Raw genomic sequence first — 13,509 nt, 5'->3', positions numbered from 1 at the left:
CTGAATATCTTGGTTTGGCTGCGCCGGGGGGCGGCATGCAGGGCAGTGCATTGAGCACCGCCTGATCCGCAACTGCGCACTCACTCCAGGAGTTCACATGTCCGTATCCTCAGTCGATCGCACCATTAAAGCCTTCAAGCAGGTCGTCTTCCTGCTGGCGTTGGCCATGGTGGCCGCGCTTCTGCCCGCTGCGGCACCGGCCGCGCTGCTACCGTTTGCGTATGCGGCGGACCCCTGCGCCCCGGTTGTGAACGCCATAGCATGTGAAAACTCCAAGCCGGGAAGCCCTTCATCCGAGTGGGACATTACCGGCGCCGGCGATTCGGATATCCAGGGATTTGCCACCGATATCAGCGTCAACGCCGGGCAGCCGATCAACTTCAAGATTGACACCAACGCGTCCAACTACACGATCGCCATTTACCGGACCGGCTGGTACCAAGGCCTCGGCGCCCGCAAGATTGCGGACGTCACGCCCCTTGCCTTCCGGCAATCACAGCCGCAATGCCTGAACGATGCGGCAACCGGCCTCTATGACTGCGGTACGTGGGCCGTTTCCGCAACGTGGCAAGTCCCGCCGACTGCCGTCTCGGGCGTGTATGTCGCCCTCCTGAGGCGCCCGGATAACGGGGCTTCGAGCCATATCACGTTTATCGTCCGCTCCGATGGCAGCCACTCGGATGTCGTCTTCCAGACCTCCGATACAACGTGGCAGGCCTACAACGACTATGGCGGTTCGAATTTCTACTACGGAACCAACGGCAGGGCGTACAAGGTCAGCTACAACCGGCCGGTTGCCACGCGTGGTGGTCCGGCAGGCCGTGACTTCTACTTCAGCAACGAGTACCCCATGGTGCGTTTCCTGGAGAAGAACGGCTACGACATCAGCTACATCAGTGGCATCGACACCCACCGTAGCGGCGCGCAGCTCCTCAACCACAAGGTTTTCCTCTCCGTGGGCCACGACGAATACTGGTCCGGACCACAGCGGGCAAATGTGGAGGCCGCGCGCGATGCCGGCGTGAACTTGCAGTTCCTGTCCGGTAATGAGATGTACTGGCGCACTCGGATCGAACCGTCGCCAGTGGACAGCGCGGCCGGGCGGACAATCACGTCCTACAAGGAGACCTGGGCCAACGAAAAGATCGATCCCAGCCCCCAATGGACCGGAACCTGGCGTGACCCCAGGTTCGCTTCGCAGGCCAACGGAGGCGGTCTGCCGGAGAACGGACTGACCGGCACCATGTACATGTCCAACTTTACGGATCTTCCCGTTACCGTCAGCGCGGCGGAGGGCAAGTCACGTCTCTGGCGGAACACATCCCTGGCCTCCCTCGCCGCGGGAACCTCTGCCCAACTGGCACCCCATACAGTGGGCTACGAGTCCAACGAGGACCTGGACAACGGATTCAGGCCCGCAGGGCTGATCAGGTTGTCGACGACAACCGGCCCCACACCGGAGTATCTCCAGGACTTCGGCAATACAGTGAAACCCGGAAACACCACTCACAACACCACGCTTTACCGTGCTCAGAGCGGAGCGCTGGTCTTCTCGGCCGGCACGGTCCAGTGGTCGTGGGGACTTGACCAGGAGCACGACGGCAACGGTGCAGCCGCGGACCCTCGTATGCAACAGGCCCAGGTCAACCTGCTGGCGGACATGGGGGCCCAACCCGGGACGCGCGATGGTGCCTTGGCCGCGGCAAGTCCCAGCAGTGATACGGCAGCGCCAACAGCGACGATCTCGTCCCCCGCCGAAGGAGCTGCCGTTCCGCACGGCACCAGCGTCACAGTTTCCGGCACTGCAAGCGACGCCGGCGGCATTGTCGCCGGCGTCGAAGTCTCCACCAACGGCGGAGCCACCTGGCATCCCGCCCAGGGCAAGCAAAGCTGGACCTATACGTACATTCAGAAAGGCCTCGACACGGCAAGCGTTAAGGTCCGAGCTGTGGATGACAGCGCCAACATCGGCACCGCGGTGACGCGGAACCTGCAGCTCAGCGGCCCGTATACGGTGTTTGGACAACAGGTTCCCGCGGTACCGGATTCCCAGGACGGCGGCGCCTATGAGCTAGGCATGAAGATCACACCGAGCATCGACGGGTTCATCACCGGAGTCCGGTTCTACAAGAGCACGGCCAACACGGGAACCCACATCGGGTCCCTCTGGAACTCGTCCGGACAGCGGCTAGCCACCGCGACCTTCACCGCCGAAACGGCCTCGGGGTGGCAGAAAGTGCAGTTCAGCCAGGCCGTGGCAGTTACAGCAGGGCAAAAATACACGGCCTCCTACACCGCTCCCAAGGGCCATTACGCTTCGCAGGAGTATGCGTGGTCGAGCTTCGGGTCCAATGAGCCGCCGCTGACAGTCGCGGGAGGATTCGGCAGCGAACCGGCCGGCGTTTACGGCAGTCCCGATGCTTTCCCGCAGAACAGCTTTGGCAACGGAAACTATTTCGTGGATGCCGTGTTCGAGACGGTGGACACCACCCCGCTGACCGCTTCGGGACAGTGGCCGCTGGGCGGCTCAACCAGCGTTCCGCAGGCCACAACGGTCGGGGCGGTCTTCTCCAAGCCAGTGACGGCGTCAAGCGTTCAGCTGACTCTTAAGGCTGCCGACGGCACTACTGTGGCAGGCACAACCAGCTACGACTCCACAACCCGCAAAGTGACGTTCACGCCGGGCGCCCCCCTCGCGCTGGCAACCACTTACACTGTGACCCTCAGCGGCACTGCCGCCAGCGGCGGGGCCCTGACCGGCGGCGGGACGTGGTCGTTCACCACGGTCCTGTCGCCGCCCCCTCCAGGAAGCTGCCCGTGCAGCTTCTACGATGACTCGGTCCTGCCAGGAATCCAGGAGGTCAGGGACGGCGTACCGGTGACCCTGGGTATCCGTTTCTCCAGCACGGCAGACGGCACCGTTACGGGCATCCGTTTCTACAAGTCAGCCGGCAACACAGGCACCCATACCGGCACACTGTTCACGGCCGCAGGGCAGCAACTGGCAACAGTTACCTTCGCCAATGAGAGCACCGCAGGCTGGCAGACGGCGTACTTCAACCAGCCCGTGGGGATGTCCGCGAACACCGAGTACATCCTGGCCTACAAGACCTCGACGGGAGCCTACTCGGCGACGGTGAACGGCTTCGGCCCCGGACTGACCGTGGGTAACCTACGGGCGAACTCCGATGCCGGCGCCTATTCGTACAGCAACGACTTCCCGAATGTCCGTTCCACTGCGAGCTACCTGGTGGATGTCGTGGTGCAGTACCCGGAGCCGGCATTTGTGGCGGGCGCCCAAACCCCGCTCCCCGGTTCGTCCAGTGTTGCGCTGAACACAACTGTCAGCGCGACGTTCTCCAAACCGGCCACTGCAGCGAGTGTCCAGTTCACACTGGCTGGTCCCGGGGGCACAAACATCACCGGGACCACGAACTACGACCCGGCAACAGGCAAGGTGACATTCACGCCGTCGGCACAACTTGCGGCGGCCACCAGCTACACGGCGAGCCTGACGGCCACCTCCACCACAAACCAGCCGCTCAGCGCCGGGGGGACCTGGACCTTCACCACGGTGCCGCTCCCCCGGACCGACGGAGTCTGCCCCTGCACCCTTTACCAGGACACGGTCACCCCGACCGTTCTGGAAGTCAAGGACGGAGCCCCGCTGGCCCTGGGCGTACGGTTCGCCAGCTCCACCAGCGGACAGGTTACCGGCATCCGCTTCTACAAGTCCGCCGGCAACACCGGAACCCACACGGGAAGCCTCTTCAGCATCACGGGCCAGCAGCTGGCGACAGTGACATTCACGGCCGAGTCCAGCGCCGGCTGGCAAACGGCTACCTTCAGCCAGCCAGTGGCCATCGCAGCTGACACCGAGTATGTGGCAGCCTACAAGTCGCCCACCGGCACGTATTCGGCAACACCCGGCGGCTTCACCACCGGGTTTACGAGCGGACCGCTGCGGACGGCAGCCGACTCCGGCGGGTTCTCCTACAGCGGCGACTTCCCGGGTTCGTCGTCCAGCTCCAGCTACCTTGTCGACCTGGTCTTCCAAACGTCGGGTGTGGCGCCTCCGCCTCCGCCGGAGCCTTTGACGGTGACTGCGCAGTCGCCGGCACCGAATGCCACCGCGGTGGCGCTCAACGTCCAGCCGAGCCTCACGGTGTCCTCGGCCGTACAGCCCGGCGCTTCACTCACCCTGGCGGCCGGCGGAGCCAACATTGCAGGAGCGTCGGCGCTGTCCGCGGACGGCCGCACGCTGACGTTCACGCCGGCACAACAGTTGCCTGCCAATACCGTCATCACAGCGAGCGCGTCCAATGTCGTGTCGCTGGCGGGCGCGGCGCTGGCGCCCACCTCGTGGCAGTTCACCACACTCACTCCTCCGCCGCCCACGCAGTCCCTCTTCGCGTCCTTGCTGCCGCAGATCGCCGCGTCAACGGATGTCCGGGCTGTGGAGCTCGGCGTGGTGTTCAAGTCCTCCGTTGCCGGTTCTGTCACGGCCATCCGCTTCTACAAAGGGACAAGCAACACGGGCACTCACACAGGTTCGCTGTGGACGGCATCTGGTGTGCGGCTGGCCAAAGTGACGTTCACGAACGAAACGGCCAGCGGCTGGCAGACCGCATTGCTGCCGACCCCGATAGCGCTGACAGTAGGCACGAACTACGTCGTGTCCTACAACGCCCCGGTGGGCCGCTACTCCTATACGCCGAACTTCTTTTCCAAGGCGTGGACAAGCGGTGCCCTGACAGCCAGGGCCAACAACAACGGGCTGTACCGTTTTGGTTCGGGAACGGCGGTTCCCAACCAAACAAGCAATTCGACCAACTACTTCGTGGACGTTGTCTTCGCCCCGAAGTAATCCGGATCCGGAAAACGTGACACCCTGAGGGCCCCTCGGCCAAACATCGAGGGGCCCTTTGCTATACCCAGGGAGCCCTCGGGCCTCACCGCGGAAGAAGCCCTCGGCCGTACCGCTCACGGCGGTGCGGCGGGGACCCTCGCCTACGGCTGGGGTTGTGTTGCGGGGTAAGAGGTCGCCGGTGCGGCGGGCGGATCCTGCGGCGGGCGCTAGCGCACGACGGACGGCGACCAGGCGTGCTCTATGAAGAGCGAGGCAGGGGCAGAAGGATCTGTCCCGATCTGCCAGATATCGCTGTCGCCCGCGGCGCCGTCGCGGGGCAGCCCGTAGAGCAGTGTTCCGTCATCGAGCCACTCGATCTGGTCGTCGACGCTGCGGGCCTCTGACAGGACCGTTTCGACTCCGCTTTCCAGGTCCAGGACGGCGATCTTCCAGTGTGCGGCCATGGCCGTGCCGGTGTTCTTCTTGTAGGCAACGCGGGTGCCGTCCGGCGAAACCGAGGGGCACTCGACGCCGTCGTGGACTGCCGTAAGGGTCCTGGCCGAAATGCTTCCTTTAACGAGCCAGATGCGCCCTGACGACGCCGCCGTGGCATAGAACGCGTCAGCATCCCCGGGGACGAAGGTCACGCCCCAGATATTCCGGTCCGCCGCCGTCACCTGCACCCCGTTGGCCAGGAGGGCGAAGCCTTCCAGGCTCCCGGTTCCGGCGCCTCCGTCAGTCCGGCTGATGGACGTTTCGGTAGAAAAGCCGGCAGCGCCGTAGGAGTGGCCGGAGACAAACACCGTGGTGGACACCAGTGAGCCGTCAGCGCTCATCCGTGTACGGCTGGGGATCCCCGGCAGAGCCCACCGGCCGGTGGGCTGCCATTGCCGGTCCAGCAGGACTGCCTCGAAGTTGGTGACGAGCCCGCGGTTTGTCTTCAGGCAAACGAGGTTCCGGGCGGTGCCGTAGACCCGGTCGCAGGCCTCGGACGCCAGCGACCGCCGGCCGCCGGGTGCCGCCAGCGGAACGGTCCCGGCCATCCCGTACCCCTGTCCAGCCGCCGTGTTGCGGAACAGGACAAAGGGGGCTTCCGGGAGGGCACCGCCGGATGCCACGTTGACGGCGGACGCTGCCGAGCGGCTGTCCTGGAAGCGCTGGAAGGCGACGGCAGCGTAGGAGCCGGCAGCCGTAAGGACCACCACTGTAATCGCCAAAAGGATGATCCAGCGTTTCCTGCGGCTTGCGGGGTTCAAGCTGCTTGCCTCTGGCGTGCGCCCGCCCGCAGGATCAGCAACGAGGCAGGTACGGCGACGGCCAGGCAGCTGCCCACCACCACCATGGCCGTGGACGGACCCAGTGCGAACCACAGCACGCCAAAGCCGGCCGAAGCTGCCATCCGGCTCAGGGCCACGACCGTCTGGGCTGCGCCGATGCCCGTGGCCAGCTTGTCCGGCGGAGTGAGCTGGCTCGCCAGGGCGGCGAGGACGCCATCAGTCGCGGCGTAGAAGGCTCCGAGTAGGACCAGGCAGGCCAGGGTCGGGCCCAATCCGCCAAGCGGCGCCGCAGCGAGGAGATAGCAAAGCAGGAGGGCCACATGCCCCGCCACGAAGACTTTCGCTTTTCCCCAGCGGTCCGCCAGCTTGCCCAGCGGGATCGCAAGGACGAGAAACACGACGTTGGTGCCCACGTAGAGCAGCGGAAACCACTGCACCGCAAAGGAGTCCCGGTCCTGCAGGACGAGGTAGATGAATCCGTCGCCCACGGTCAGCAGTCCGAGCAGTCCCGAGGCGACGAGCAGCCTGCCCAATCCGGGCTCCCGCAAGAGGCTCCAGCGGAAGACGAACACCGGGCCCGGCCTCCGTTCCGGCGCGGGTCCCGCCGGGTTTCCCGTCTTCAGGTTGGGCACGAGCAGTGCGAGCGCGGCGACGCCGATCACCGCGAAGGCCAGGGAGACCACGAAAAGGGTGCCATAGCCGTTCGGAATCAGCATGAGGATGAAGAATGCCAGCAGCGGTCCGCTTGCGGCACCGATGTTGTCCAGCATCCGGTGGACGCCGAAGTGGCGCGCCAGGTATTCGGGCTGGGCGGACACCGTGATCAGCGCATCCCGCGGTGCCGTCCGGATCCCCTTGCCGATCCGGTCACCGGTCACGATCGCGGTCAGCGCCCAGAAACCGCCGGCGAAGAGGAAACCGATCCTGGCCACCATTGACAGTCCGTAACCGGCGAGTGCTATCCGTTTTGGATGCCCGCTGCGGTCCGCGGCCCAGCCTGCAGCGATCCTGACAATCGCGCTGGCCCCTTGGTTGATTCCATCCAGAATCCCGAACGCAATGGCGGACAGGCCGAGAAATCCGGTGATGTAGAGCGGGAGGACGGCGGATACCGATTCTGAGGAGACATCGGTGAACATGCTGACGACACCGAGCCAGAGGATGACGGGGGACAGCCGGAATGCCCGCGGGGGCACCGTGGAATCGTTGGCTGCCGGCAGCGCGTCCTTCTTGCCGCCGTTCCGATCCGAGACCGAGATATACATGGCCGCTACCCCGCCGTCGTGTGAAGGTTGCCGAGCAACATGAAGCGGGTACTGCCCGTGCCCGTCGCTGATGTTGTCAGGGTCACCGAATCGGCGCCCCTGACAAAACGGACCGCCCGTTGTCCCTCCGTTGCGGGGGCCGGCTCTGACCAGAAGTTGAGTTTTGCGAGCTGCTGCTGGAAATGGCCCACGACGGAGTCCTGGCTGGCCGCCGATATGGCATCGGCCGTCACCTGCAGCACCGTATCAGCGGCTGATACACCGGTGGAGACCACAACGCTTCCGTCCGGAAAGCGGAGGGATTCCTCGGGGAAGCCAGCCACGATTTTCCCTTGGGCCGAGGCTGTTGGCGGCAGCGGCATGCTAACCAGTGCCGCCGGCGTGGACGGCACCGGAAGCCCGGTGGGGGCCGCCGCCACAGGGGGAAGAACCTCCTGCAACCCGGCGGCCGGTGCGGGGCTTCCCGTTCCCTCCCCTGCTCCGGGAGATTGTCCGGTCCCGCTGTCTGTCGCCGTTCCAGGCGCGGCGGGTATCCCTGCGTCCGGACCTCCCTGCGCCGGAGAGGCTTCGGCCCCGTCCGGGGCGGCAGTGCCGGTGCCTGACGGAGCCGACAGGCTTGCGTCCGGGGCTCCCGCCAGCTGATCGAAGACAAGAGCGGCACCGCCCAGCGCTGCCGCGACACTCACCCCCACGATGACAAGCCTCTTCGCTAACATTGGGCCCCCGCCTCCCGTTCAGGCGTTGAAGACCAACGCGCCTGCGATTCCGGCAGCCTCGGCCGCCTTGGGCACAGTCTGACACCGGGAAAGACAGCTTCGATAGAGTGGCGCTACCTGCTTTTTCGGCCTACCACCGGCCGTTGCGGGGCCTCGGCTGGCAGACGGGGCAGGTGTAGGAGGACCGGTTCATGAATTGTTCGCGTTTCATGAGGCTCACTATTCCTGCAGCTGCGCAGCGCCTGCACTCCTGGTTTTCCCTGCCGTAGGCGTTGAGGGACCGGTCAAAGTACCCCGAGGCGCCGTTGACGTTGACGTACAGGGAGTCGAAGCTGGTCCCGCCCGCGGCGAGGGCATCCAGCATGACCTCACGGGCGGCGTCGAGAACCCTCAGGGCATCGGCGCGGCGGAGCGTATCGGTGGGTCGGGCGTAATGGAGGCGTGCACGCCACAGTGCCTCGTCCGCGTAGATGTTGCCGATGCCGGAAACAAGCCCTTGATCCAGGAGGGCACGCTTCAACCCCGTCTTCCGGTTCCGCAAGCGGCGGTAGAAGGAGTCGAAGGAAAAGTGCGGGTCCAGCGGATCCCGGGCGATGTGTGCGGCTTCCGCGGCAATGTAGGGTGCGGGCACCTCCCCCAGGCCGCCGGGTCCGCCGTCGGCCGTGGGAACCAGCGACGTCACGAACAGTCCGCCAAAAATGCGTTGATCCACGAACCTGAGCTGTTCCGGCATTCCATCAACAGGGCTCAGCCGCAGGCGGATTTTCAGGTGCTTTTCGTCCGGCACACCGGAATCCTGCATCAGCAGCTGGCCGCTCATTCCCAAGTGCGCCATCAGGGCCACGGCAGGACGGTCATTGGCCGGCGTCGCAGCTGCCGGTTCCTCCAGGGGAAGCCAGAGGAACTTGCCGCGGCGCACCACATCCATGACCCGGGCGCCCTCAAGGTTGCCCGCGAAGTCCTCGGCGCCGAGCACATGCCGGCGGATGGAACGCGGATCCAGGACGTCAACGGAGGTGATTGTCCGGCCGCAGACCCAGCTCACCAGGCCGCGGCGGACAACTTCAACTTCCGGCAGTTCGGGCACGAAGAACCTAGAGGCCGGCTTCGGATTCCGCCGGAACGCTAGCCTCGCCGGCAGCCGACAGCTTCCGCCAGGCATCGGCTGCGGCTTCCTGCTCAGCTTCCTTCTTGGAGCGTCCGGCCCCCTGCCCGTAATCGGTTCCGCCGATCCGGAGCACCGCCACGAACGTGCGCGCGTGGTCCGGGCCTGAGCCCTCCACCGCGTAGTAGATGCTGCCCAGCTGACGGCTGGCTGCGAGTTCCTGGATGCTGGTCTTCCAGTCGGTGCCTGCCCCGAGCGCGGCGGCATCCTGGAGCAGCGGGCCGATCAGCCGCATCACGAGTTGGCGCGCCGTCTCAATGTCGTTGGACACATAGGTGGCGCCAATGAGCGCTTCCATGGTGTCGGCGAGGATGGACGCCTTGTTCTTGCCGTCGGTGAGCTTTTCGCCCTGTCCGAGGTAGATGTATTCGCCAATGCCAAGGCTCCGGCCGATTCCGGCAAGTGCCCTGGTGCTCACCACGGCTGAGCGCCGCTTCGCGAGATCGCCCTCGGGCAGTGCAGGGTTGTCCCGGTACAGGGCATCGGTCACGGAAAAGCCTAGGATGGAATCGCCCAGGAACTCAAGGCGCTCATTGGTGGGTATGCCGCCGTTTTCGTAGGCATAGGAGCGATGTGTCAGAGCAAGACGAAGCGTCCCGGCATCAATAGAGACACCGAGACGCTTCAAAAGCTCTTCAGTTGAAGACGTCATGTTCAGCCAGTGGGCCGATTAGACGTCCGCGACCTTGCGGCCCTTGTACTCAAGGAACAGCGCAGTGCCAGCCGAGTCGGTAACGACCTTTGCCTGGTGCGGCAGGCTGTAGGTAACCTGGCCGTTCTCAACGGTCTTCACCAGGTGGGGGGCGGTTGCCTTCCACTGGGAGCGGCGGGCGCGGGTATTCGAGCGAGACATTTTCCGCTTCGGGACAGCCACGGCTAACTCATTTCTCTCTAGAAAAACACTTACAAATCAATTTTGCCGGTCAGGCTTAGCCAGATCAGCTAGGGCAGCCCAGCGAGGATCTACGACCTCGTGGTGATGCCCCGGCTCGTCTTCCAGGCGTACTCCGCATTCGGAGCAAAGGCCCTGGCAGTCTTCCCGGCACACCGGCTGGAACGGCAGCATGGTTACAACTGCGTCCCGCAACACCGGCTCAAGATCGATTAAATCGTGCTCGATTCGATATTGCTCTTCTTCGTCTTCTTCAGCAGAGAACTGGGCGTCCTCGTAGAAGAAAAGTTCTTGCACATTGACCTCAAGGTCATACGCAAGGGGATCCAGGCATCGGCCGCACTCGCCGGTTACTTCGACGTGAACGGTTCCTGATACCAGGATTCCTTCGTGTACGGCCTCCAGCCGCAGATCCAGCCCGACATCCGAGCCTTCCTGCACGCCAATGAGTGCCACACCAAGGTCACTTGGTGCGGGTACATGTTCCGTCAGCGTCCGCATGCTCCCCGGACTGCGCCCGAGGTCCTTGACGTCGAACGCCAAGGGCGAACTAGCATCTCGTTTAATGAGAACTCCTGTTGAACATATGACCGACGTACTATCTTAGCCTGATCTTCCGGATGGACTCAAACCGGGCGAAAGCCACACAGTTCAGCACCGCGGGACAAACTAAGGAATGGGCCGCGAATCCGGCCGGGGCCGTTGCGTACCGATATAGCCTACCCTCTGCGGGGCTGATCCGGAGACGACTCGCCCGCCAGCAGCCGTTTCAGCACCGACCTCGGCACATAGTCCGACACACTTCCGCCCAGATTGAAGACTTCCTTGATCAGCGTTGATGACAAGTGCAAGTAGTGGCCCTCGGTGGGAAGGAAGACCGTTTCCACGCCGCTGAGCTGGCGGTTCATGGTGGCCATCGGCAGCTCGTAGTCAAAGTCCGAGGACGACCGGAGGCCCTTCACAATGGCGGACACCCCCCGCTGCTTGCAGTATTCCGCAAGCAGGCCCTCCCCCACGGGCTCCACCACAATGCCGCGAAGCGACGCAAGGGTCTCGCGCGCCATGTCGATCCGCTCCTCCAAGGTGAAACGGTACTTCTTGGCGTAGTTGGTGGACACCGCCACAATCACTTCGTCAAAGAGGCCGGCGGCCCTTGCGATGACTTCCAAGTGGCCATTGTGGATCGGGTCGAAGGAGCCTGGGCAAACGGCGCGTCTCATGTTCCGAACCTACCGCATACACGGAGCGGGATAACATGACTGGATGCCCGAGTCGAACATTCCCTTCACCGTTGCAGGGGGCGTAGTTCTTGTCACCGGAGCCGCCATGGGCATGGGCCGGCTGCACGCCCTCCGTGCCGCGGCCGACGGCGCTGCTGTCGTGATCCTGTGGGATGTGGACGGCGACCGGCTGCAGGGCGTTGCCCGCGAAGTCACGGACCTCGGCGCCCGCGCCGTGGCCCGGCAGGTGGATCTTGCGGAACGTGACGCCATTGCGGCGGCCGCACGGGAATGCGCGGCCGAAGGCCCCCTGACGCTGCTGGTGAACAATGCGGGAATCGTGCGCGGCGCCCTGTTCTGGGAGCACCGGTCCGGCCCGGACATCGCGTTGACCATGGACGTCAACGCCCTGGCGCCGATGTACGTCACCCTTGCGTTCCTGCCGGACATGATGGCCGACGCCGGGCGTCCCCGCCGGATTTTGAATGTCGCCTCTGCGGCCGGAACAGTCCCAAATCCGCGGATGAGCGTTTATGCAGCTTCCAAGTGGGCCGTGGTGGGCTGGAGCGACTCGCTGCGGATCGAACTGGAGCAGGAGGGCTACCGGCACCTCCGGGTCACAACGTTCTGCCCGAGCTACATTTCCACCGGAATGTTCGCCGGCGCCCGGGGTCCGCTGCTCACGCCGCTCATGACGCCGGATGACGCGGTCCGGCGGGCATGGCGGGCGATGGCCGCGGGGCGCCCGCTCCTGATCGCTCCGGCGACGGCCAATCTTGGCAAGGTCCTTCGCGGGATTCTCCCGGTCCGCGCATGGGACTTCATCGGCGGACGAATCTTCCGGATCTATACGGGAATGGAAAAATTCACCGGACGGGCAGAGAACTCCGTCACCAACCGACAGGCAGGCAAACAGTGAGCACAACAGTTCCGGCACCGTGGCAGCGGGCAGCGTCGGGAGCCAACCTGCTGGCAGCCGACGGCAGCCTCGGTGTCACGATCTTCGAGGAAATGACCACCCTCGCGGTCCGGACCGGCGCAATCAACCTTGGCCAGGGCTTCCCCGATGAGGACGGCCCGGCGGAAATCAAGGCGGCCGCACAGGCGGCGATCAACTCGGGCGCCAACCAGTACGCGCCGGGCAAGGGAATCCTTCCCCTCCGGGAGGCGATTTCGGCACACCAGCAGCGGTTCTATGGACTGTCCCCGGACCCGGAAACTGAAATCATCGTCACCACCGGCGCCACGGAAGCCATCGCCGCCTCGCTGCTGGCCCTCGTGGAGCACGGCGACGAAGTGCTCACCTTCGAACCCTTCTATGACTCCTACGGCGCCATGATCGGGCTGGCAGGAGCCACGCACGTGACGGCGCCCCTGCTGGCTCCGGATTTCATGCCGGACATGGACGCCCTGGAAGCAGCCTTCAGCAGCCGCACCAAGGTTGTGCTCATCAACAATCCGCACAACCCCACCGGCGCCGTTTTTCCGCGTGAGGTGCTGCAGCGCGTCGTCGACCTTGCTGCCAGGCACAATGCCGTAATCATCACCGATGAGGTCTACGAACACCTGACCTTCGGTGCGCAGCACATCCCCGTGGCAACGCTGCCCGGGGCTGCCGGCCGGACCATCACCATCTCCTCGGCAGGCAAGACATTCTCCTTCACCGGCTGGAAGATCGGCTGGCTGAGCGGACCCGAACACCTCGTATCCGCCATCAGGACGGTGAAGCAGTTCCTCAGCTACAGCTCCGGCACGCCGTTCCAAGGCGCCATCGCCGTGGGGCTGGCCCTTCCGGACGATTTCTACACCGGGATCTCCGAGACCCTCAGGCGGAAGCGGGACATCCTCAGCGACGGGCTCAGGGCTGCCGGCCTGGACGTGTTCACGCCGCAGGGAACCTATTTCGTGAATGTGGACACAGCTCCCCTGGGGATCTCCGATTCCGTCGACCTGGCCCGGAGGCTTCCGGACCTGGTGGGGGTCGCCGCAATCCCGGTACCCGTCTTCTGCCACCCTGCGGGCGCCGAACGGAGCCGCAGCCTGCTCCGTTTTGCCTTCTGTAAAAAGACCGAGGTCCTTGAAGAAGCCGCATCGAGGCTCGCTACGCTCCGCGACAGGCTCTGAC

General features: G+C 64.7%; 11 protein-coding genes. 3 read left to right on the top strand and 8 right to left on the bottom strand.

What is annotated here, in order from left to right:
- Positions 1-97 precede the first annotated feature (97 nt).
- Positions 98-4,867: a DUF4082 domain-containing protein gene (locus BS38_RS0115565; RefSeq protein WP_028271649.1), complete on the top strand. Its 4,770-nt coding sequence runs from the start codon at positions 98-100 to the stop codon at positions 4,865-4,867.
- Positions 4,868-5,076: 209 nt separating this feature from the next.
- On the opposite strand, the gene BS38_RS0115560 is transcribed toward BS38_RS0115565, so the two are convergent.
- The 8 genes from BS38_RS0115560 to coaD all read right to left on the bottom strand — a co-directional run bounded on the left by BS38_RS0115560 (position 5,077) and on the right by coaD (position 11,384).
- Positions 5,077-6,105 carry a TolB family protein gene (locus BS38_RS0115560; RefSeq protein ID WP_028271648.1) on the bottom strand — a complete coding sequence of 343 codons (1,029 nt, stop codon included), beginning with the start codon at positions 6,103-6,105 and terminating at the stop codon, positions 5,077-5,079.
- Complete coding sequence (locus tag BS38_RS0115555; RefSeq protein WP_028271647.1) at positions 6,102-7,391, bottom strand: MFS transporter; 1,290 nt, start codon at positions 7,389-7,391, stop codon at positions 6,102-6,104. The genes BS38_RS0115560 and BS38_RS0115555 overlap by 4 nt, the downstream gene beginning before the upstream one ends.
- A 5-nt stretch (positions 7,392-7,396) precedes the next feature.
- Entirely contained in the window at positions 7,397-8,107 is a 711-nt protein-coding gene (locus BS38_RS27140) for a hypothetical protein (protein WP_028271646.1), read from the bottom strand.
- A 130-nt stretch (positions 8,108-8,237) separates the two neighbouring features.
- Complete coding sequence (mutM, locus tag BS38_RS0115545) at positions 8,238-9,194, bottom strand: bifunctional DNA-formamidopyrimidine glycosylase/DNA-(apurinic or apyrimidinic site) lyase (RefSeq protein ID WP_028271645.1); 957 nt, start codon at positions 9,192-9,194, stop codon at positions 8,238-8,240.
- A 7-nt stretch (positions 9,195-9,201) separates the two neighbouring features.
- A complete protein-coding gene (gene rnc / locus BS38_RS0115540) occupies positions 9,202-9,924 on the bottom strand; it encodes a ribonuclease III (RefSeq protein ID WP_028271644.1) in 723 nt (240 codons plus the stop codon).
- 18 nt (positions 9,925-9,942) lie between these two features.
- The gene (gene rpmF, locus BS38_RS0115535) at positions 9,943-10,146 is read right to left on the bottom strand and encodes a 50S ribosomal protein L32 (protein WP_009356569.1); all 204 of its coding nucleotides are present in this window, start codon (positions 10,144-10,146) and stop codon (positions 9,943-9,945) included.
- A gap of 36 nt (positions 10,147-10,182) precedes the next feature.
- Entirely contained in the window at positions 10,183-10,707 is a 525-nt protein-coding gene (locus tag BS38_RS26785) for a YceD family protein (RefSeq protein ID WP_081818924.1), read from the bottom strand.
- Positions 10,708-10,883: 176 nt separating this feature from the next.
- The gene (gene coaD / locus BS38_RS0115520; RefSeq protein ID WP_028271642.1) at positions 10,884-11,384 is read right to left on the bottom strand and encodes a pantetheine-phosphate adenylyltransferase; all 501 of its coding nucleotides are present in this window, start codon (positions 11,382-11,384) and stop codon (positions 10,884-10,886) included.
- Between the two features lie 43 nt (positions 11,385-11,427).
- Here coaD and BS38_RS0115515 point away from each other — a divergent pair, with 43 nt between their 5' ends.
- A complete protein-coding gene (locus tag BS38_RS0115515) occupies positions 11,428-12,303 on the top strand; it encodes an SDR family NAD(P)-dependent oxidoreductase (protein ID WP_051628956.1) in 876 nt (291 codons plus the stop codon).
- Positions 12,300-13,508 carry an aminotransferase class I/II-fold pyridoxal phosphate-dependent enzyme gene (locus BS38_RS0115510; protein WP_028271640.1) on the top strand — a complete coding sequence of 403 codons (1,209 nt, stop codon included), beginning with the start codon at positions 12,300-12,302 and terminating at the stop codon, positions 13,506-13,508. Before BS38_RS0115515 ends, BS38_RS0115510 begins: the two co-directional genes overlap by 4 nt.
- The last annotated feature ends 1 nt before the right edge of the window (position 13,509 follow it).

This window comes from Arthrobacter sp. UNC362MFTsu5.1, assembly GCF_000685965.1.
GTDB lineage: Bacteria > Actinomycetota > Actinomycetes > Actinomycetales > Micrococcaceae > Arthrobacter.
This window is presented reverse-complemented; position numbering and strand designations above follow the sequence as displayed.